The 22,722-nt window shown below is 51.4% G+C and carries 16 protein-coding genes; all 16 read left to right on the top strand.

All coding sequences use genetic code 11. The features are described from left to right. Positions 1–59: 59 nt before the first annotated feature. The 16 genes from M0R70_01555 to M0R70_01630 all read left to right on the top strand — a co-directional run bounded on the left by M0R70_01555 (position 60) and on the right by M0R70_01630 (position 22,603). Positions 60–938 (top strand): hypothetical protein, encoded by an 879-nt coding sequence (locus M0R70_01555; GenBank protein ID MCK9418046.1) that lies wholly within the window; start codon positions 60–62, stop codon positions 936–938. Between the two features lie 428 nt (positions 939–1,366). Next, positions 1,367–1,891 (top strand): CDP-diacylglycerol--glycerol-3-phosphate 3-phosphatidyltransferase, encoded by a 525-nt coding sequence (gene pgsA, locus M0R70_01560; GenBank protein MCK9418047.1) that lies wholly within the window; start codon positions 1,367–1,369, stop codon positions 1,889–1,891. A gap of 33 nt (positions 1,892–1,924) precedes the next feature. Then, the gene (locus tag M0R70_01565) at positions 1,925–2,359 is read left to right on the top strand and encodes a helix-turn-helix domain-containing protein (protein ID MCK9418048.1); all 435 of its coding nucleotides are present in this window, start codon (positions 1,925–1,927) and stop codon (positions 2,357–2,359) included. Continuing rightward, entirely contained in the window at positions 2,360–3,652 is a 1,293-nt protein-coding gene (locus M0R70_01570) for a DUF512 domain-containing protein (protein ID MCK9418049.1), read from the top strand. After that, a complete protein-coding gene (locus tag M0R70_01575; protein MCK9418050.1) occupies positions 3,652–4,497 on the top strand; it encodes a shikimate dehydrogenase in 846 nt (281 codons plus the stop codon). The genes M0R70_01570 and M0R70_01575 overlap by 1 nt, the downstream gene beginning before the upstream one ends. Before the next feature lie 106 nt (positions 4,498–4,603). After that, the gene (gene pilB / locus M0R70_01580; protein MCK9418051.1) at positions 4,604–6,451 is read left to right on the top strand and encodes a type IV-A pilus assembly ATPase PilB; all 1,848 of its coding nucleotides are present in this window, start codon (positions 4,604–4,606) and stop codon (positions 6,449–6,451) included. Between the two features lie 54 nt (positions 6,452–6,505). Further along, on the top strand, positions 6,506–7,609 hold the full coding sequence (locus M0R70_01585; protein ID MCK9418052.1) for a type IV pilus twitching motility protein PilT: 1,104 nt from the start codon (positions 6,506–6,508) through the stop codon (positions 7,607–7,609). A gap of 39 nt (positions 7,610–7,648) precedes the next feature. Further along, entirely contained in the window at positions 7,649–8,860 is a 1,212-nt protein-coding gene (locus M0R70_01590; GenBank protein ID MCK9418053.1) for a type II secretion system F family protein, read from the top strand. Positions 8,861–8,868: 8 nt separating this feature from the next. Beyond that, positions 8,869–10,569 (top strand): ATP-binding protein, encoded by a 1,701-nt coding sequence (locus M0R70_01595; GenBank protein MCK9418054.1) that lies wholly within the window; start codon positions 8,869–8,871, stop codon positions 10,567–10,569. Position 10,570: 1 nt separating this feature from the next. Continuing rightward, a complete protein-coding gene (locus tag M0R70_01600) occupies positions 10,571–11,944 on the top strand; it encodes a sigma-54 dependent transcriptional regulator (GenBank protein ID MCK9418055.1) in 1,374 nt (457 codons plus the stop codon). A gap of 57 nt (positions 11,945–12,001) precedes the next feature. Beyond that, positions 12,002–13,471: a menaquinone biosynthesis decarboxylase gene (locus M0R70_01605; GenBank protein MCK9418056.1), complete on the top strand. Its 1,470-nt coding sequence runs from the start codon at positions 12,002–12,004 to the stop codon at positions 13,469–13,471. Between the two features lie 201 nt (positions 13,472–13,672). Continuing rightward, positions 13,673–15,013, top strand: a complete 1,341-nt coding sequence (locus tag M0R70_01610; protein ID MCK9418057.1) for a hemolysin family protein — start codon at positions 13,673–13,675, stop codon at positions 15,011–15,013. Beyond that, positions 14,985–15,869, top strand: a complete 885-nt coding sequence (locus M0R70_01615) for a phosphoribosylaminoimidazolesuccinocarboxamide synthase (protein ID MCK9418058.1) — start codon at positions 14,985–14,987, stop codon at positions 15,867–15,869. The genes M0R70_01610 and M0R70_01615 overlap by 29 nt, the downstream gene beginning before the upstream one ends. Before the next feature lie 71 nt (positions 15,870–15,940). Continuing rightward, positions 15,941–17,020, top strand: coding sequence for a hypothetical protein (locus M0R70_01620; protein MCK9418059.1), 1,080 nt, complete (start codon positions 15,941–15,943; stop codon positions 17,018–17,020). 82 nt (positions 17,021–17,102) lie between these two features. Continuing rightward, complete coding sequence (locus tag M0R70_01625; GenBank protein ID MCK9418060.1) at positions 17,103–19,319, top strand: tetratricopeptide repeat protein; 2,217 nt, start codon at positions 17,103–17,105, stop codon at positions 19,317–19,319. A 665-nt stretch (positions 19,320–19,984) separates the two neighbouring features. Next, positions 19,985–22,603 carry a hypothetical protein gene (locus tag M0R70_01630; protein MCK9418061.1) on the top strand — a complete coding sequence of 873 codons (2,619 nt, stop codon included), beginning with the start codon at positions 19,985–19,987 and terminating at the stop codon, positions 22,601–22,603. Positions 22,604–22,722 lie beyond the last annotated feature (119 nt).

Consider the following 22,722-nt stretch of genomic DNA (forward strand, 5'->3'; position numbering starts at 1 on the left):
CAACTACCCCGTCGCGTGCGGCGGAGTAGTTGATTTACTTCTGGTAGAGGAGAGTATAAATGACCAGGAAGACAATACCTGCAATCTTGTTCGGATTAATTGCATTAGTAAGCCTGCCTTTTACCGCAGATGCATCCACAATCGGGAATATCGCCTCAAGCCAGGGAGGGGGAGGGGAGGTTTCCGTCGGCGTGGAGTACGAAAGGGTATTCAACAGGGACCTGAGCATAAATAGCGGCGACAGGACGAGGAATGTAAACGGGGCCATCACCACCACATCCTTTCCTGCCTCAGGTGGCAGCATCAATGATTTCAAGATGGAGTCCAACCGCGTCCTTGTAAAAGGCACCTTTGGATTTCATCAGGACATAGACCTGGATCTTTTTCTCAAAATGGGGATCGCGGATGTACTGTGGAAAGCAAATCATGTGGTAGCAGCCGGTACTGACCGGGACCTGGAATTTGATGGAGAAGCCGATTTTGCATGGGGCGGCGGTGCCAAATTAGGCTTTTATCAGTTCTCCAGTGGTTTAAAGATCATGGGTGATATCCAGTATCTGACCTATACAGTCAGCGGAAACTACAGCGTCAACGGCCTTGACAGGGCGTTTTTCGAAACCCCGTCCTCCTATGAAACAAAGACCAACGTCGAGGAGTGGCAAGGTGCCCTGTATGCGCAGCAGTTTTTTGGACCGATCGGTCCCTATCTCGGCGTCAAGTATTCAGATATGAACCTGGAGAACGAAACCAGCGTGAGCGGCAGAACCAGCGGTGTTCCTTATTCTTACGATGAAACAGTAAATGCTGATGCCGACAAAAACCTCGGTGCTTTTCTTGGCGCCGATATTAACATCGTACCAAGACACTTGAGCGTTAATGTTGAAGTAAGGCTCGTGGATGAGACCGCATGCAGTATCGGGGTGAATTATAAGTTTTAAGCGCCTGTTATTTTGAAGAGGGAACATTCTCAGTAATGAACGGGTTTGGAAAAGCATTCTTGAGGCTTGCATAAATAAATTGAAAAGACGTCATCTAAGCGTCATTCCCGCGGAAGCGGAATTCCAGGAAAAACCTGCATAAACCACTGGATTCCGGGTCGAGCCCGGAATGACGGTCTAATTTAACAATAGGGTAATATAACCCCCCATCTTTAACGCAGGAATTCCACCTTCCATCTTGCAACCTGTTCAATGACGCATGGACTGACTTTTTCACAAACCGGCAGCCATCCCTGCATTACAGGATAATACATCACATCAAACCCTGTCCAAAAACTAATGTGAACAAATAAACAAAAAGTAAAGGTTGACAATACAAATAAATATGTTTATATTTGTTCTCATTAACCGTGTTTAACGGGGTGGCGATGAACCTTCCTAACTATATCACTCTCATCAGAATTGTCCTCATCCCGTTTTTTATTAATTTAATGATCTACGATTATTACCGGTCGGCACTCGCTGTTTTCGTCGCTGCTTGCGTGACCGATGCGCTCGACGGATTGATCGCGCGAGTTACCAACTCCATAACGGAATTGGGCGCGCTTCTTGATCCGATCGCGGATAAATTGCTTATTCTTTCAGCGTTCGTGACCCTGGTGCTGCTCAAGATGCTCCCGGTGTGGCTCGTCATAATTGTGGTGAGCAGGGATGTGATCCTGATCCTTGGCAGCCTTGTTATCTATTTTTTGGGGCACGATTTGAAGGCCAAGCCATCGTTCATCGGCAAGGCCACCACGGTGTTGCAGCTGCTCGTGGTAACGCTATCGCTGCTCCTGAAGGCATTCGGCAAAGAGCCGGCGGGGACACACGTCCTGCACTGGACAACGGCCGTATTCACGCTGGTTTCAGGAATACAGTACATCGTGCGCGGAACCCGGATCGTCAGCTGATAGTGCATTGATACTTTTACACGGAGGTCGTGAATGAAGATATCTGATATGATCAGACAGGCATTGGAAAAGAAAGGCTTCAAAAATCTTAAGGACGCTTCGAAAGTGCTCGGCATCAGCCCTGAGCTTCTGCGGGTCACGATCAATAAAGGGCACATACCGAAGGACTCGACGCTCATGGTGATCGCGAACAAGCTGGGGCTGGACAAGTCCATGCTCGTTCTTGCGGCCCACCAGGAAAAGGTCCCGGACGAGGTCAAAGGATTTTTCCTTTCCCCATCGCAGGCGAAGTTCAAGCGGGGAAAGCGAAAATTTCCGCTGTCCGAAGAACAGACCAGTTACCTGGAAAAGATCCTGAGCATCGATGAAATCATGATGTTGCGGAAATTGCGTCAGGTTTCCGATGAGGCGATGGTGCAGATAAACGGGTACGTTGATTTCATGTTCGCTTCCAAGAAGAGACCCTGATTGCTCGAGATCGAACATATCCTGCCGGGCAGTATTGCTGAAGAACTGGGCTTGCAAGCGGGGGACGTGCTTGACTCTTTGAACGGGAAAGACGTCCATGACGTTATCGATTACCGTTTCTGGGTCGCTGAAGAACGTATCGTTATTGCGTTTCATACAAAGGACGGCAAGGCCAAAAAGCTCCTTATTGAGAAAGACCCTGACGACAACCTCGGGCTGGAGTTCTCTCCGTTCCGCATCACCCGGTGCCATAACCGGTGCATCTTCTGCTTTGTCGATCAAATGCCGGCCGGTTGCCGGAAAAGCCTGTATGTAAAGGACGACGACTTCCGGGCTTCTTTCCTGCACGGAAATTATATTACGCTCGGCGCCCTTTCAGAAAATGACTGGGAGAGGATCTTTCGTGAGCGGTTGTCTCCGCTTTATATCTCCGTTCATACCACGGACCACCCGCTCCGTACCTTCATGCTGGGAAACAGGAAGGCGCCTGATATCCTGGCGAGCATGAAGCGTCTGGCCTCGGGCGGAATTATGATGCATACGCAGATCGTTCTGTGCCCCGGGATCAACGACGGCGATCGCTTGCAGAAGACGCTGGACGATCTGTCCGGTCTTTTCCCGGCGGTCGCTTCCATAGCAGTAGTCCCGGTTGGAATAACGTCATTCAGAAAAACGTTATTTCGCCTCAGGTCGTTTACCCGGTCCGAGGCGCGTGCGGTGATCGAACGTATTGCCAAACTCGGGTCTCGGTTCAAACGACAGCTCGGGACCCGGCTTGTTTTTGCTTCTGATGAATTCTTCATCAAGGCGGGAGAGCCGTTCCCCCGGCTGTCTTTTTACGAGGAACTTCCCCAGAGAGAGAACGGCGTGGGCATGGTGTCCGAATTTCTGCGTGATGTATCACGCACCCGGATCCCGATAAAAACGACGCCGATGAAATTGACCCTGGTTACCGGGGTATCATTCGGCCGTATTCTCAAACACGCCCTTGAGCGGTTCAGAACGGTTGAAGGACCAACAATCAGACTGGTGATCGCGCAGAACGGTTTTTTCGGGCCTTCGGTTACGGTTGCAGGGCTCTTGACAGGACAGGACATTCTCCGGGCGCTCAAGGGTAAGCGTCTGGGAGACCTCGTTCTGATACCCTCCAGTGCGCTGAAGGAAGATGAAGACCTGTTCCTTGACAACATGCAACTCGCACAGTTGGAGCAGGCGCTCTCTGTCAGGGTACTGAAAGCAGATACCTTCAGTGAACTGGTCAACGTGCTGCGTGGTAAGGGGAGGCGCTTCTGATGATTTCAGGAAAGACGTCGATCTACGGCATATTCGGACACCCTGTGGAGCACACCTTCTCGCCGGGGATGCATAATAGCGCATTCAAAAAACTCGGTATGGATGCCTGCTACGTGCCCTTTGCGGTCCCTCCCGGGGGCCTGGCGGATGCCGTGCGAGCAATAGTTCCTCTCGGTCTCCGCGGAGTGAACGTCACGGTCCCGCACAAAGAACGCGTGCTTGCCTTTCTTGATGAACTTTCTGAAGAGGCGCGGCTGATCGGCGCGGTGAATACAATCGAGATCAGAAAAGGGCGGCTGATCGGCCACAATACCGACGGCAGAGGGTTCCTGCGGTCTCTCAGGGAGCATGGGGATCTGGATCCTAAAGGGAAAAAATTTCTGTTCATCGGCTCGGGCGGTGCGGCCCGCGCCGTGAGCTTCAGTCTGGCGCTTGCCGGCGCTGCTGAGATCGTCTTTCGAGACCTTGATGCCCGAAAAGCATCTGTGCTCGCGAATGATATCCGGGAAAAGACCGGGGTGCCGGCAATAACCATAGGACAGGAGTCGCTCTCGGAACATGCGGCTGATGCCGATTGTCTGATCAATGCCACTCCGCTCGGTCTTAAGAAAACGGACCCCCTGCCGATACCCGCAAAGTTCGTCACGAGAAATCATCTCGTTTGTGATCTTGTCTATAACCCTCCGGAAACCGCACTTTTGAATGTGGCAAAGAAGCGGCACGCCAAGAGACTATCCGGTCTCGGCATGCTTTTATACCAGGGTGTTATCGCCTTAGAAATATGGACCGGGGGGAAAGCGCCGGTCCTGGTCATGAAGAACGCACTTGCCAGGCAGATACGATAACACATTATAAAATCGGGGGAAAGAATGTCTGGCGTCTTGACATGCATTCATTATTCAAGTAATATAAAGAATATAATTTTTTATTTTTAAGGGAGCCCTTATGGCGATGTCTGGAAGACTCGGCTCGATGCTGGTATCGTCGGGTCTGATCACGGAAGACCAGTTGCAGAAAGCGCTCGCGTCGCAGAAAAGCCAGGGCGGCAGGCTTGGCTCTATCCTGGTGAAGATGCAGTTTGTGCAGGAAGACAAACTGATGACGTTCCTGAGCAAACAGTATGGCGTCCCCTATGTCGACTTGAGCAAATTTGAGATCAATCCCGCCGTCATAAAACATATTCCCGCGGAAGTAGCCCAGAAATATCGCATCATGCCGATCAATCGCGCCGGCGCCACGATCACCATCGCCATGGTCGACCCCTCCAATATATTCGCCATTGACGACATCAAATTTATGACCGGCTATAATGTCGAGGCGGTTGTGGCAACCGAAGGCGCGATTGTTGAAGCGGTCAAAAAATATTACGGCTCCGGCGCCAAGTCCCTCGTTGCCGCCAAAAGCGGCGGGATTGCACAAGCGGCACAACCCCGGGAAGAGAAAAAGATCTCCCTGGACGCCAAAGATTATGCGATGGACGAATCGGTCGATGAAAACGCTTTTGTCGATGATATCGATACCGGCGGAGAGGTTGACGTCGATGATTTCGATAACCTCGTTCATGGCGCAGTCGATGAACTCGAGGTCATTGAAGATGAAAAGCTGGACGCGTTGTCGGGAGAAGTTGAAGCGCCGATCGTGAAACTCGTGAACGGTATTCTGCTCCGGGCGGCAAAGGCGGGCGTGAGCGACATCCATATTGAGCCCTACGAGAAAAAGTTCAGGGTGCGGTACCGGCTCGACGGCGTGCTGAAAACGGTCATGGGTCTTCCCCTCAAGATCAGGAATGCGATCATTTCCCGTATCAAGATCATGTCGTCCCTCGACATCGCCGAGCGGAGACTTCCGCAGGACGGCAGGATCAAGCTCAAGATGAGCAAGAACAAGGTCATGGACTTCCGTGTTTCCGTCCTTCCGACCCTCTTCGGGGAAAAGATCGTCATGCGGTTGCTCGACAAGTCGAATCTTCAGCTCGACATGACCAAGCTTGGCTTTGATGAGGACCAGTTGGTGGATTTTAAGGAGGCCCTCGGGAAACCGTTCGGCATGGTGCTGGTGACGGGCCCGACGGGAAGCGGCAAGACCACGACCCTTTACTCGGCGCTGAGCGAACTGAATACCGATTCCGAAAATATCATGACCGCTGAGGACCCGGTGGAATTCAACCTCATGGGCATCAATCAGGTCCAGATGAAGGACGAGATCGGGCTCAACTTTGCCGCTGCGCTCCGTTCCTTTCTCCGTCAGGACCCGGATATCATCATGGTGGGAGAGACCCGTGACTATGAAACTGCGGAGATCGGGGTCAAGGCAGCTCTTACCGGCCACCTCGTGCTCTCCACGCTGCATACCAATGATGCCCCAAGCACCATCAACCGCCTGCTCAACATGGGTGTTGAGCCGTTCCTGGTTTCTTCGGCAGTGATCCTTATCGTTGCCCAGCGGCTTGTACGGAAGGCCTGCCAGAACTGCAAGAAGCCGCAAAAACTGCCGGTTGAGACGTTTATCGACGCGGGGTTCGATCCGGAAGAGGCCAAGTCCATCGTAAGCTACCGGGGCGAAGGTTGCGAAATTTGCAATCAGACCGGGTATAAGGGCAGGGTGGCGCTCTACGAGGTCATGCCTCTCAAGGACGAGATCAAGGAGCTCATCCTGCAAGGCGCATCGGTCTTCGATCTCAAAAAAGCGGCCGTCAACGGAGGAATGAAGACCCTTCGGGCGAGCGGACTGTTGAAAGTGAAGGCTGGATTGACTTCGCTGGAAGAAGTGGTTGAGAACACATTCCCTGATAAAAATTAGCGGACGTCGAGAGCGTGAAGTATAAAATAGTATTCAAAAAAAGGGGTTCTTCCTATGGCCAACCTGCACGATCTGCTCAAGTTTATGATAGAAAAAGGCGCATCCGACCTCCATATTACCACGGGGATTCCGCCGTCGATCCGCGTTGACGGCAAGATAAAACTGATACCCGGATTGGAACCCCTGAGCGCCTCTCAGACCAAGGACCTCTGTTACAGCATCCTCACCGATGCCCAGAAGCACAAGTTTGAAGAGAACAGCGAACTCGACCTCTCCTTCGGCGTTAAGAACCTGTCCCGCTTTCGCGCAAATATGTTTGTGCAGCGCGGCGCCGTGGCTGCTGCGATCAGGACCATTCCTTTCAAGATCAAAACGTTCCAGGAGCTGGGTCTTCCGGAAATAGTCTCCGACCTTTGTAAAAAACCGAGAGGACTCGTTCTCGTCACCGGGCCCACGGGCAGCGGCAAGTCGACGACACTCGCCTCGATGATCGATAAGATAAACAGCGAGCGTCAGGAACATATCATCACCATCGAAGATCCGATCGAGTATCTCCACCCGCATAAAAAATGCCTGGTAAATCAGCGGGAGGTAAACGCTGACACCAAATCGTTCAAGGACGCCTTGAAATATATTCTCCGGCAGGACCCCGATGTCGTGCTCGTGGGAGAAATGCGCGATCTCGAAACCATTGAAGCGGCCCTGACCATAGCGGAAACAGGACATCTTACGTTCGCGACACTCCATACGAACTCCGCTGCGCAGACGATGAATCGTATCATTGATGTCTTTCCGCCTCACCAGCAATCCCAGGTCAGGGCACAGCTTTCGTTCGTTCTTGAAGGCGTCATGTCCCAGCAGCTCATACCGAAGATAGGCGGAGGCAGAATTCTCGCTCTGGAGGTCATGATCCCGAATGTCGCTATCCGGAACCTTATCCGGGAGGACAAAATCCATCAGGTCTATTCCATTATGCAGACCGGCCAGTCAAAGTTCGGCATGATGACCCTTAATCAGTCTCTGTATGAACTCTATACCAAAAAAATAATTTCGTATGAAGACTGTATCGGCCGTTCGTCGAACCCGGACGAACTCACTCAAATGCTTGGGCGCTCCGGTCTCGGAGGAGGGCAGAAGGTCCAGAAGGAATACCGCTGAGTCGATAGGTTGCTGCTAAATATAATTTCGAGGTGAAAAATGGCAACAAGCGTATTTACTTGGGAAGGCAAAACCCGGCAGGGATCTGTCCAAAAGGGCGAAATTTCCGCAAACAGCAAGGAAGACGTTCTCGCGCTTCTTCGAAAGCAGAATATTCAGCCGATCAATGTAACCGCCAAGCCGAAAGAGCTCAAGTTGAGTTTCGGCGCTCCAAAAGTTAAAGATAAGGATATCGTGATCTTTACCCGTCAGTTGGCGACCATGATCGATGCGGGATTGCCGCTCGTGCAGTGTCTTGATATCCTCGGCAACCAGACGGAAAACAAAACGCTTGCAAAGACGGTAAACCAGGTCAGGTCCGATGTGGAGAGCGGGGCGACCTTCGCCGATGCGCTCAAGAAACACCCCAAGATCTTTGACAATCTCTATTGCAATATGGTTGCCGCCGGAGAGGCGGGCGGTATTTTGGACACCATTCTCGGCCGGCTCGCAGCTTTTATGGAAAAGTTCGCGAAGATCAAGGGCCAGATCAAATCGGCGATGATCTATCCCTCGGTCATCCTGTTCGTGGCGGTTGCCGTGGTTTCCCTGCTGCTGGTTGTCGTCGTCCCCATGCTGGCCAACATATTTGTCGAAGCAAAAATGCAGCTGCCTTTCCCCACCCGCGTTGTGATGGCGGTCAGCAATTTCTTGAAAGGCTGGGGCGGGCTGGTCCTTCTCGTCAGCCTGGTCGCTTTCTTTATCGGTCTCAAACAATTCAGAAAAACCGAAAATGGCCGGAGATTGACGGATGCCTTTGCCTTAAAAGTACCCGTTGCGGGTTCACTGATCCAGCGGGTTGCGGTTGCCAAGTTTACGCGCACCCTCGGTACGCTGCTTACCAGCGGGGTCCCCATCCTTGAAGGGTTGTTGATCGTTTCGAGGACCGCGGGCAACAAGGTTGTGGAAGAAGCGATCCTCGCCACCCGGCAGAGCGTGAGCGAAGGAAAAACGCTTGCTGAGCCCCTGGGAAGGGCAAAGGTCTTCCCCTCAATGGTCGTCTCGATGATCTCGGTCGGTGAGGCGACGGGCGCGCTCGACAACATGCTGAACAAGATCGCTGACTTCTACGATGATGAGGTGGATTCCGCGGTGGCGGCGCTCACCTCCCTGCTTGAGCCCATGCTGATGATCTTTCTGGGCATCACGGTCGGTTTCGTGATCGTCGCCATGTACATGCCGATATTCCAGATGGGCGCGGCTGCGGGTTAATACCTCACGTGACACAAGAGTATTCAAAAGAAGAATACACGATACGCATAAAGTGGCTTATCTGGAGCAGGGTAGTGCTCGCGACCTTTCTGGTCGGGACACTTATTTTTTTTCAACGGCACTATGCTATTTACCCGTTTAATACCGCGTACGTATACTATTTTTTGCTCTCCGTCTATTGCCTCACCGTTGTTTACTGGTACCTTCTTAAAACGACAAAGCGTTTTTCCCTCCTCGCCTATCTTCAGACGTCGGTCGATATTCTTCTCGTTACCGCTCTCACCCATCTTACCGGAGGCATCGACAGCGGTTTTTCGCTCCTCTACCATCTGACGATCATCTCTTCAAGTATTATTCTGTACCGTCGGGGTGGTTATCTGTCGGCTTCTCTTTCGAGCATTCTGTACGGCGCAATGCTGGATATGCAGTTTTATAACGTTCCCGGTTTCGTCAGGAGCCAGAACTTCACAGCAGTCCAGGTGCTTTTTCAGGTGTTCATCAATATCCTCTCGTTCTACATCGTGGGGTTATTGAGCGGCTACCTTTCCGAGCGTCTCAGAAAAACTCGCAAGGAACTCCGGGAAAAGAGCATTGACCTGGAAGATCTCCGTGTCCTGCAGGAGCATATCCTTCGGAGCGTGGGAAGCGGTATCGTCACCATGGACCTGCAGGGCAACATCGCGTCATGGAATCCCGCGGCTGAAGAGATCACGGGGTACCGTTATGATGAGATCAAAAGCCGCTGGCAGCAGGTGTTCGGGGACAGCATCAAAGGGATCTTCGGCCATACTGACTCGCTGAAAGCGAGCCCATTTCATTTCAATGGGCAGATCATGAAAAAAGACGGCAGTATTGCACTGCTCGGGATGACTGCCTCTCTGCTGAAGGACGATACCAACGCCGTTCGCGGGATCATCCTTATCTTCCAGGACATAACCAAGATGGTCGAGATGGAGGACCAGGTACGCATGAAGGAGCGGCTGGCGACCGTCGGGAGCCTCGCCGCGGGCATCGCCCATGAGATCCGGAACCCGCTCGCGTCGCTCAGCGGTTCCATCCAGGTGCTTCAGGGCGAACTCGACCTCAAAGGCGACAACAAACAACTTATGGATATCGTTGTTCGCGAGACAGACCGGCTCAACACGATCATCATGGAATTTCTGGAATATGCCCGTCTCAAGAACGCTCAGAATGAAACCATTGAGCTTTCACCCGTGCTTGATGAAACGATCATGCTGTTGAAGAACAGCAGGGATTTTACGGGCAACATCCGCATCACTCATCAGGTGGATCCGCACGTCGTAATACAAGGGGACCCCCAGCGGATTCGCCAGGTCTTCTGGAACCTGCTTATTAACGCCTGCCAGGCGATGCCGCAGGGCGGCGAGATAATAATCACCGCGAGGCCGTTTTCCGGAGTACATGATGACATGGATTGGTGTGAGATCATTATAGCGGATACGGGCGAAGGAATCGCGCGCGACGATCGGGACAGGATATTCAATCCTTTTTTTACGACAAAGACCGGGGGCACCGGTCTGGGGCTGGCGATCGTCTACCGGATCATCCAGGACCATCGCGGCACGATCACGGTGGAAAGCGTGCCGGGCAAAGGGACCCAATTCATCATCAGGCTCCCAATCATTGAGGAGCCGGTTTACACGACGCTTAAGAACAATACGGAGCAGGCGCGGAAAAGGCGGAATTGATATGAGCAAAATACTCGTTGTTGATGATGAACAGAGCATGCGGGATTTTCTCGCAATCCTGCTCACCAAGGAAGGTCACGAAGTCGTGACGGCAATGAACGGCGCCGACGCGCTCCGGGCGGTCCAGGCGGAGATCTTCGACCTGGTGATCACCGATGTGAAGATGCCCGGAGCCGATGGCATGGAAGTGCTCAAAACGGTCAAAGAGATCTCACCCGAGACCGTCGTGATCATGATCACCGCCTTTGCAACCACCGAGGCCGCGGTCGAGGCCATGAAGATCGGGGCATATGACTACATCATCAAACCCTTCAAGGTCGATGAACTGAAGTTGATCGTTTACAATTCCCTCGAGAAGCGTTCTCTGAGAAAAGAGAACATCCTTCTCAAGCGTGAGATCGAGTCGAAGGCGGGATTCGCCAATTTTATCGGGAAAAGCGAGCCGATGCAAAAGGTTTTTTCCCTTATCCGACAGGTCTCGGACACAAAGAGCACGGTGTTGATAACCGGTGAGAGCGGGACCGGCAAAGAGCTCGTGGCAAGAGCCGTCCATTTCAACAGCCCAAGGAAAAACGGACCGTTCGTGACGGTAAACTGCGGGGCATTGCCCGAGACCCTTCTTGAAAGCGAATTGTTCGGATACATGAAGGGCGCCTTCACCGGTGCGTCATCGAACAAACAGGGGCTTTTCGAAGCGGCTCACAACGGGACCCTTTTTCTTGATGAGATCAGCGCCACAACGCCGGCGCTCCAGATAAAACTCCTGCGGGTGCTCCAGGAACGGGAGTTCATCCGGGTGGGCGGTACCGCAGTGATCAAGGTGGATGTGCATATCATCGCCGCAAGCAACAGGGACCTGCTGGCAGAAATTGCCAAGGGTTTGTTCCGGGAAGACCTCTACTATCGTTTGAACGTGATCCCCATCCATCTGCCTCCGCTCAGGGAACGGAAGGAAGATATCCCGCTTCTTGCGGAATATTTTCTCAAGAAAGTCGTCCGCAAGGAGGTTGAACTGGCGCGGATCAAAATGATCGATGCTGAAGCCATGAAAGCGCTGATGGCATATCATTGGCCGGGAAATGTTCGGGAACTTGAGAACACCATAGAGCGAATGATGATCATGACGCCGGAAGATGTTATTCGTCTCGATCAGGTTCCGGATTCCGTGAAAATTCCCTCTGGCTCTGCCGACCTGGTCACGTTCGATATTCCCGAGGCGGGAATGGACCTTGAGGCCCTGCTGGAAAACGCCGAAAAAACGTTTCTCCGCAAAGCGCTCGAAAAAACAGGGGGGGTAAAGACCGATGCGGCAAAACTGCTCGGACTGACCTTCCGCTCCTTCCGGCACCGGCTGCAAAAGTACGGAAACTCGTAAGAGTTCGCGGAGTTTTTTATTGCAAATCTCCAGTGATTCCGATAGAATCCAATTCCCATGGCATACGATACATTAAGAGATTTTATCGCGGTCCTCGAAAAAAACAACGAACTGGTCAGGATCAAGGCTGAAGTGGACGCCCAGCTTGAGATCGCGGAAATTACCGACCGGGTATCAAAAGAAAAGGGTGCGGCAAATAAAGCGCTCCTTTTCGAGCGGGTCAAAGGTTCCGCCTTCCCGGTACTGACCAACGCATTCGGCTCAATGAAACGGATGTGTCTTGCTCTCGAGGTCGAAAGTCTGGATGAGATCGGCCAGCGGATCAAGGAGTTTGTCGATCCCACAAACCTGTTCCCGGGTCCGGGCGCCGGAATCATGGACAAGCTGGGAGTACTGCCGAAGCTTGCCGAACTCGCCAAATTTTTCCCAAAAACCGTAAAAAAAGCCCCCTGTCAGGAGGTTGTTCTGACGGGAGACCACGTGGACCTTTCCAAAATCCCCGTGCTTCAGTGCTGGCCGGCCGATGGAGGACGTTTTATCACGCTCCCCATGGTCTGCTCGATCGATCCCCTGACGAAGATCACGAACGTCGGCATGTACCGCATGCAGGTCTTTGATCATCAGACCACGGGCATGCACTGGCACAAACACAAGGACGGCGCCCGGCAGTATCAGCAGTACGAGGCCCTCGGCAGGCGCATGGAAGTGGCGGTTGCCATCGGCGGCGATCCTGCTATCATCTATTCCGCCACCGCGCCGCTCCCTCCGGCCATCGGCGAGTTTATCTTCGCGGGTTTTCTCAGAAAGAAGCCGCTGGAGGTCGTCCAGTGCAAGACCGTCGACGTTCGGGTGCCGGCAGAGGCTGAGTTCGTGCTTGAAGGATTTGTCGACCCGCATGAGCGCCGGGTGGAAGGACCCTTCGGCGACCATACGGGCTACTACTCCGAGGCGGATGAGTACCCGGTATTCCATATTACCGCCATCACTCACCGTAAGGACGCGATCTATCCGGCCACGCTGGTCGGCCGCCCGCCGCAGGAAGACGCCTATCTCGGCAAGGCCACGGAACGGATATTTCTCCCGCTTCTCCAGATGGTCGCGCCCGACATACTCGACATGGACATGCCCGTTGAAGGCGTGTTCCATAACAACGTAATCGTCAGGATCAAAAAACGCTATCCCGGCCACGGCAAGAAGGTGATCAACACGATCTGGGGTACGGGTATGCTCATGCTCTCCAAATTCGTCATTGTCTGCGACGAGGACGTCAATATCCACGATTACTCCGAAGTCACCTGGAAGGTCATGAACCATGTCGACCCGCAGCGCGACGTCATCATCACCGACGGGCCGCTTGATATTCTTGATCACTCGTGTCCTCAGATCGGGTTCGGCGGCAAGATGGGCATCGATGCCACGCGAAAAGGACCCGGCGAAGGATTCAGCCGCTCATGGCCCGATGAGATCAAAATGTCACCGGCGATACAGGCGCTTGTCGAGAACCGCTGGAAGGAATATGGATTCTGATAAGTTCCAAATCACAAATAACAAATCTCAAATAAATTACATAGACCAATATACAAATATTGAAACAATCTTGCCCCTCACCTTTGTCCTCTCCCCAGCGGGGAGAGGGTAGGGTGAGGGGGCTTGTTGAAAGGTAAAAACTGTTTTTTCGTTTGTATTATTTGTTATTGGCCGTTTGGCCATTGAACTGTTCATAAAATTATGCTTTTCCTTGAAATTCTGATAATCATACTTCTGATCCTTCTGAATGGATATTTTTCGGCATCTGAAATATCCCTGATATCTTTGCGCAAAAGCCGTGTGCGGCATCTTGTAAAAAGCGGCAATCCGAAAGCAAGGAAAATCCAGAAACTTCAGGAGGAACCGGAGCGCTTTCTCGCCACCATTCAGATCGGAGTCACTCTCATCGGGACCCTGGCGGCGACCTTTGGCGGGGTCATTGCCATCGAGCGAATCAAACCTTTTATAGCCTCCCTGCCCGTGGAATTCATCAGCAAGACAGCGGAACCGATGGCAGTCTTTCTCGTCGTAGGTATAATCACCTATTTGACGCTGGTGTTCGGCGAACTGGTCCCCAAATCACTGGCAATCCGTTATTCCGAAAAGATAGCGTTTATTACTGCAACTCCCATTGATATTCTTTCCAGGCTTATTCGCTGGATTCTTCGCATTCTTACGGTTTCCAACAATTTTGTGCTCGGATTATTTGTTGCCTCCGACCATCATGAACCATCCCTGGTATCTGAAGATGAGGTCAAATATCTCATCCGGGAAGGACGAAAGAGCGGAGTGTTCGAACCATCGGAAGAGGACCTCATCCACAGTGTGTTCCGCTTTACCGACACCGTGGTAAAGGAAGTGATGGTACCCCGGACCGAGATCGTGGCGCTTGAGGCGGAGAGCGATGTTGATGCCATCCTTCGGACCATGAATGAGAAGGGGTTCTCCCGGCTGCCCGTTTACTCAGAGACCATCGACAATGTGATCGGCGTTGTCTATCTCAAAGACATTCTTGCGCTCCACATGGAAAATCGTCCGTTCAAACTTGACCAGGTGATTCGCAAGCCGTATATCGTGCCGCCGAACAAGAATGTAAGCGTGCTGCTCAAGGAGATGCGGGAAAAACGCATCCACCTCGCACTCGTCGGAGACGAGTACGGCGGCACCGACGGTCTGGTCACTATGGAGGACCTTATCGAGGAGATCGTCGGCGATATCCAGGACGAACAGGATAAAGTGCTTCGCGAGATCGACGAAATAGCCGCGAACCGGTATCTTGTCGATGGAAAAACGAATATTGAAAAGGTGAATGAACGGCTGAACGTGAACCTGCCTGAGGACGAATTCGAGACCATCGGCGGTTTTGTTCTTGGCATCTTTGGACGGCTGCCGGCCGAAGGCGACCAGGTCCGGTATCAGAACCTGATGTTCACCGTGCTCCGCTTGCGAAAGAACCGGATCTCCCGCATCCGGGTCCTTAAATACGCGCCTGATCAGAAGGAGGGTGAAGATAATGAAGACGCCGTTGATTCTCGAGACTGATCTTGCAGGTCTCAAGCCGCCAAAGCGCGGCAAAGTGCGCGATATCTACGATCTCGGCGAGACCCTGCTCATTGTCGCAACGGACAGGATATCCGCGTTCGATGTGGTGCTCCCGAACGCGGTCCCGGAGAAGGGCAGGGTGCTCACGCAGATATCAAGGTACTGGTTCTCCAAGACCTCGGATATCGTCATGAACCACCTCATTTCCACGGATGTCAAAGACTATCCTGCTGAGTGCAGAAAACATGCTGCGGTCCTAGAAGGTCGGAGCATGCTTGTGAAGAAGTCGCAACCGCTGCCGGTTGAGTGCATCGTTCGCGGTTATCTGTCCGGCTCCGGGCTTAAGGAGTATAAGACTTCCGGCTCAGTGAGCGGCATCAAACTGCCACCCGGTCTGTCCGAGGCATCCCGACTACCTGAACCGATATTCACACCGTCCACGAAGGCCGAGATAGGGGAGCATGACGAGAACATAGACTTTAAAGATGTTGTTAAGCGTATTGGGGCTAACACAGCGGATAAAATAAGGAAATATACGCTCGCCATTTACCGGAGAGCATGCGAACTTGCTGAACCTAAAGGGATCATCATTGCGGATACGAAGCTTGAATTCGGCATGTTCAACGGAGACGTGATCCTGATCGATGAAGTGCTCACCCCGGACTCGTCCCGTTTCTGGCCGAAGAATGATTACCGGGAAGGGGTCGTACAGAAAAGCTTCGACAAGCAGTTCGTCCGGGATTATCTTCTTTCTCTTAACTGGAACCAAAAGCCCCCCGCGCCCGTGCTTCCCGATGACGTCGTGCAAAAAACGAGCGAAAAGTATCTCGAAGTACTCAGGATGCTGACGAGCTGATATAGCATCACGTAACCGCGATACAATCGTGCACTATATTTGAGAAGCGTACAACTCAGGAGGGCAAGATCATGAATAAATACTTGTTGTTTCTTGTGCTGTTACTATGCTTTCAATCCACCGTGCATGCTGAACGGGTAACGGGTCCCGCGGATTTACGGGACAAACCGGATGGCAAGATCATCGTGTCATTGCTTAATGATGCGGATGTTGATTGCATTGCAGTAAAAGATGACTGGTATATTGTGAGCGTGGAAGTTTTTCTATCGAAGACCGACGTGATCGGTAAGGACAGGATCAATAATAAGGCAATCCTGTACGACTCAAAGAACAGCAAGATCGGCACGACGATGGATATCGTTGCAATTGACAGGAGTAGCGGAATACGCGAGGGGAAAGAACGCTCTTCGGCGAACGTTGTCGCCTATCTACATAAGAAATATATCAAAAAAATTACGAGCAACCCGCTGATCATTGAAGAGTATAAGCTTCCCGCAAAAAACATTCATGATTTGCCGAGAAAGAACAAATGCACCGATCTTGCTGATTGTCTGCCTGCCGAAATCCTGAAGAAGAGAAAGGAACGGAGAGCAATCGCCCCAAACTTCCAGCAGGACCAGTTGGACAATAAAACGCTCGGCGTGGGACGCGTAACTCCTACTACCGCAAAAAATATACGAAAGGACCTCGGGGTCCCTCTCCTGACCCTCGAAATTCAATTGGGGGACCGACCTCTCTATTCATTTGAAACAATAGAGGGTACTTCTTATCGAGAGATACAGCAGCTCTACGCATATAACGGCCATTGGATTCTTGAGTACAAACAAAAAGACGCGTCTGATAAACAATGCACGGTATACAGCGGCAGCGTCATGATGGATGGCGCAAACCTTACTGCACAATATAATTATCAGGAAATGTTCAACTACGGATACATCAAAGACAAGCCGTTTTATTTCTTCCGTTCGAGTACAAAATTCGGCGGCATTTCATACGCCGGAGTAGTCCTTCCGCTTGATTACGATGAAATCCCGCATTTTCTCTGCTGTGCCGATTCAGGCTTCAATCCGCGTGATTACAAGGATATGACCGGCTTCTTCGCAATAAAGAACGGCGCCCTGTATTATGTAGAGGCCGGTGTTTACGAATAGCTGCAAGTCGTTTCCTCTTCGATAAGTGCTGCCGCGAACGTGTTTCACCTTGCCCTGGGGATAAGAATGAGGGGGGATTGTCGTGTTGAAGAACAAGCAGCTCCTGATGATTTATATTTTCCTCACGGTTGCCACCCTCATGGCATTCTGGCAGGTCATTCATTGCGATTTCACCAATTATGACGATCCCTACTACGTAACAAAAAACCCTCATGTTCAGAATGGCGTTACCTTAGAGGGGATCCGTTGGGCATTCACGACCATTCATTTCGCGAACTGGCATCCCCTTACCTGGATATCCCACATGACGGATGTTCAGCTCTTCGGCTTAAATCCGGGGTGGCATCATGGAACGAACCTTTTATTCCACCTTGCAAACATGCTATTGCTCTTTTTTGTTCTTCACCGCATGACGAAATCACTCTGGCAGAGTGCGTTTGTTTCCGCTCTGTTTGCTTTACATCCTCTTCATGTGGAGTCTGTCGCCTGGGTGGCCGAGCGAAAGGATGTCCTCTCCACCTTCTTCTGGATGCTCACTATGGCGGCGTATGTCCGGTATGTTGAGCGTCCGCGTCTTCGGAGCTATCTGCTTGTTGTTTTCGCATTCGTTTTAGGCTTGATGGCGAAACCCATGCTGGTAACGCTGCCATTCGTCCTCCTCCTGCTGGACTATTGGCCGCTTCAACGCTTCCAGCAAAACATATCGGTTCGGGAAATCCAGACAAAAGCAAACAAAGCTGGTGGTTCTGATAAGCCAAAAGGAAAATCGATAAAGCAGACTGCTGTCAAGGAAGAGGTGAAAGAGGAAAAGCCTGCAAATTCACCATATCAATGGACATTGATTCGTCCTCTGCTTTTGGAGAAAATCCCCCTTTTGGGCCTGGCAATACTCTCAAGTATCGTAACCTACATCGCCCAGCAAAAGGGGGGGACGGTGGCATCCATTGAAGAGTTTCCCCTTACTATTCGCATCGCGAACGCCTTCGTTTCGTATATCACTTACATCGCAAATATGTTCTGGCCGAATGATCTTGCCGTTTTTTATCCTTATCCGGGCTCGCGGCCGGCCTGGCAGATCTGGGCGTCTATTGCACTCTTTACCGCGGTGACCTTACTGGTTATCCGGACGGCAAAGAAATTTCAGTATTTGGCCGTGGGATGGCTGTGGTACGCAGGCACACTGGTACCGGTCATCGGGATCATACAAGTGGGTTTACAGTCCAGGGCGGACCGGTACACCTATATTCCCTTGATCGGGTTGTTCATCATGGCGGCATGGGGTATCCCGCAACTCTTGGGCACATGGCGCCATCGTAAAGAGGCGCTTTTCGCGTCGTCTGCATTGATACTATCATCTCTTTTCATTCTTACCGGGACACAGGTCGGATACTGGCATAACAGTATCACCTTGTTTGATCACACCCTGAAAGTTACCGATCACAATTTGTCCGCCTATAATAACCGGGGGAATGCCTATTACAATCTTGGCAACTATAAGCAGGCGATTGAAGATTTTGATAAAGCCATCGAAGTTGATCCAAAATATGCCGAGGCTTATATTAACCGGGGGCTTGCCTATGCGGACCTTGGCAACAGGCGGCAGGCAATTGAGGATTATAACAAAGCCATCGAGGTCGATCCGAGACATGCGGAGACCTATAATAACCGGGCGAATGCCTTTTACGGCCTTGGCAACCAAAGACAGGCGATCGAGGATTATGGAAAAGCCATCGAGGTCAATCCTCAATATGGAGAAGCATATTATAATCGGGGGAATGTCTATTACAGCCTTGGAGATCAAAGACAGGCGATTAAGGATTATGATAAAGCCATCGAGGTATATCCTGATTATGCAGGGGCTTACGCCAACCGGGGAAATGCCTATGCGGACCTTGGCGACAATGGGCGGGCGATAGAGGATTACAGCAAAGCCCTCAAGGTCAACCCTCGCTATGCAGAGGTTTATTATAACCGGGGGAATGCCTTTTTCAAACTTGGCAACCAGCGACAAGCAATTGAGGATTATAACAAGTTTATTGAGATCAATCCCAGGGACGCGAGCGCCTATTTGAACCGGGGTTCCGCCCATGCCTCCCTGGGAAATTACATGCAGGCGATTGAGGATTTTGATAGAGCCATTGAGGGCAATCCTCAAAATGCAGGGGCTTATGCCAACCGGGGGAATGCCTCTATGGCCATCGGTAACAAGGAACGTGCGATTGAGGATCTCAAGAGAGCGGCACGTTTGGGTCATAAAGGTGCTCAGAACTCTCTGATAAGCCAGGGGGTAACCTGGTAGGGGGGGAAACCGGGGGGCGCTGTTTCTTTTTTCGATTTACTGATGAGGGGTGGTCCCTGTTTAAAAAATCGTTCATGCCCGGGCAAGCAAGCCATGATGGATCGGTACATTGTCTTGGGATTAATAAAGCTCCTTACAGCAAAGACGATTATGACATGACTCAATTTATCTAATAAGCTCGATGAAGAACCTTGTTTGGGCTGATGTCATTAGATTTTTATTCTTATCAGAATCCTCTTCGATACATCATCAAGTTTACCCAAAATACTTGTCGGTATTATTTACAGTAAAAAATCCTAAAATCAATATTGATAATACAATATTCGTATAGTTATTTGAATAGTCCATTGATATTTATAAGTTATGGGCATATTTATATGACTGTCGAAATAACAAACAAAGTTATTACGATTGAAACAATGTGTTTGATAAATATGGTATTACCATAAGGTATTAATATTGCAACTCTTTAAAAAACGCAAAAAAGCAGCTATTATTTAAAAAATATTCGCCAGTTCTATCACGAAGTGCAACACTTGGGGCAGCTATGTCAGCCCATTGGTCCGAAGCGGTCAATCTAATAACATTGGTATTCTTTCAGCAATCAATGGCAATTTATGTCAATTAATTCAGGGGATGATTGTCAGATGAGAACAAACATTATAATGAGAAATAGCAATTATTACATATCCAAGGCCCTTCTCGCGATTCTCTTTACTGGCCTTCTTATCTCATTTGCGTCATCAACGGTTACTGCTGCAGGTAACTGCGACGACGACGCCATACGGTGTAACGACGACGATGCTTGCACCACGGACACCTGCGACGAGGGAACGGGCGTTTGCGGCCACACGGCCATTGTCTGCAATGACAACAATAACTGCACGGTCGACGCGTGCAATACGGCGACCGGGTGTGTCTTCACTACCAAGAACTGTGATGACGGAAATATCTGTACAACCGATTCATGTGTTCCCATTATTCCGAATGGCTGCGTGCACAACCCCAATACCCTGTCCTGCGACGACAACAACGCCTGCACCACAGGCGATAAGTGTAAAAACGCGGTCTGCGCGGGGACGCAAAAGAACTGCGATGACAACAATACCTGCACGATCGATTCCTGCGATACGGTCTCGGGCAATTGTGTGCGGGTTCAGACATGTCCTATGTGCGATGGACAATCGAATGGGAGTGCCTGTACCGATGACAATGCCTGTACCGTGGGCGACGCGTGTTTGAATGGAGCCTGCGTCGGCACGGCCATGACCTGCAACGACAACAACGTCTGCACCACCGACACCTGCGACACGTTGAATGGATGCGTGTTCACCATCAACAACACGCTGCCGTGCAGTGATAAGAACAGCTGCACCGACGGCGATTATTGTTTGAACGGCGCCTGCAGGTCCGGGGTGGTCAGAAACTGCGACGACGGAAATATCTGCACGGATGATAAGATGTTGCCCATTATTGCCGCTTGCTGCGTGCACGTTTCCAATACCAAGTCCTGCAACGACAACAACGCCTGCACCTCAAGCGACAAGTGTGCAAACTTTGTCTGCGCGGGCACGTCCAAGACCTGCGAAGACTATGACTCGTGCACCACCAATTCCTGTGATCCGGCCTCGGGCAGTTGTGTGTATACCCCGGTGCCGGATTGTATCTGCACAGGAAAACCGGATGGCTCCCCCTGTACTGACGGCAATGCCTGTACCATCGACTCATGTGTCAATCAGGTGTGCGTCAGCACGCCTAGGACCTGCAACGACAACAATGTCTGCACCACCGATACTTGCAACACGGCGACAGGATGCATGTTTACAAACAACACGCTGTCGTGCAGTGATAACAACACCTGCACCGTGGGCGATGTGTGTTTGAACGGCGTCTGCCAGCCCGGGCCGCTCAAGAACTGCGATGACGGGAATGTCTGCACCACCGATTCGCGTGTTCCAGTCCTTCCCGGTTGTTGCGTATATGGAGTCAATACCTTGCTCTGCAACGATAGCAACGTCTGCACCACAGGCGATGTGTGCGCGAACAAGGTCTGCACGGGAACGCCAATTGCCGATGGAACAGCCTGTAATGATGGCAGCGCCTGCACCGAAAACGATGCTTGTTCGGGCGGGGTCTGCGGCGGAGCCCCCATAGTCTGTCCGGTTGGTGAGTGTGATCCTGTGTCAGGGTGCCCCGTATCAACACCACCCACAGGCTCGATCGTGATCAACAACGGAGCAGTATTTACGAATACAACGGCTGTGACCCTGACACTCAGCGCAACAGACAGCGACGGCAGCGTGACTGAGATGCAGTTCAGCAATGACGGTTCGACATGGTCGACGCCTGAACCTTACGCAACGTCGAAAAACTGGACATTGACTACGGGCGATGGGACAAAGACGGTCTTTGCAAATTTCAAGGACAATGCTGACAACTGGATGATTTTGCCGTGCAGCAGTACCATAACCCTCGATACTACCTCGCCTGTGGTTACGATAACATCTCCGGCCGTGGGGAATACGAGTAATACGACGCCGACCCTGACGTATACCGTGAGCGACGGGACGATTGTAGTGAAGGTGGACGGTGTTGCGGCCACCAAAGTCTCCGGCGACAACCTAGATGTCCTAACTTTTGGCTCACATACTGTTCGGGTCGAGTCAACCGATGCGGCAAATAACACCGGTTATGCTGAAGTGACATTTACGGTCATTGATCCATCCCTTATCGGTCTTTGGCATATGGACGGGGACTGGACGGATACATCGGGGAACGGTATCAATGGGACACCCTATAGCGGGGCGACATTCAGCACTACTGCTCGGGTGGGAAGTCAGGCGGGTAGCTTTGATGGATTGAATGATTACGTGAGCGCAGGATCCGGAATTGTGTCGAACGTGTCGAACACCTTTACCATTGTATTCTGGGCTAATCCTGCTGCCAGCCGCAACGTCACTTCGGAAAGCAATTCCGGTACTCCAGGGATAAGTGGACAGCGGTACGCTGTTGCTCCTCAAAACGGAGGGAATACCGATTCAGGGGCCGGAGTTTCAATAGGAAACAACGGGATCAGCGTTTTTGAGCATGGGAGCAGTTATTTACCGTCACTCCTTGTTCATAATACGACGTTATCCGGATGGAACCATGTTGCCGTGGTTTATCAGAATAAACAACCCAAGCTCTACGTGAATGGGCAGTTTGTCAAGGCGGGTCTGAAAAGCCAGCGTGCTAATGTTCATCCCTCAACACTATTCGGCAATATTTCCACGTACGGACCCTGATATGGTTGACAGTTGTCAAGGAAAAAACAGTTTCCCCGCCCCTCCGTACAAAAGGGATGATATCAGTTATTGCTCCAGGGCATAACCAGAGACGGGACCTATCGGCGACGATTGATCAC

It is taken from the genome of Nitrospirota bacterium (genome assembly GCA_023229435.1).
GTDB lineage: Bacteria > Nitrospirota > UBA9217 > UBA9217 > UBA9217 > JALNZF01.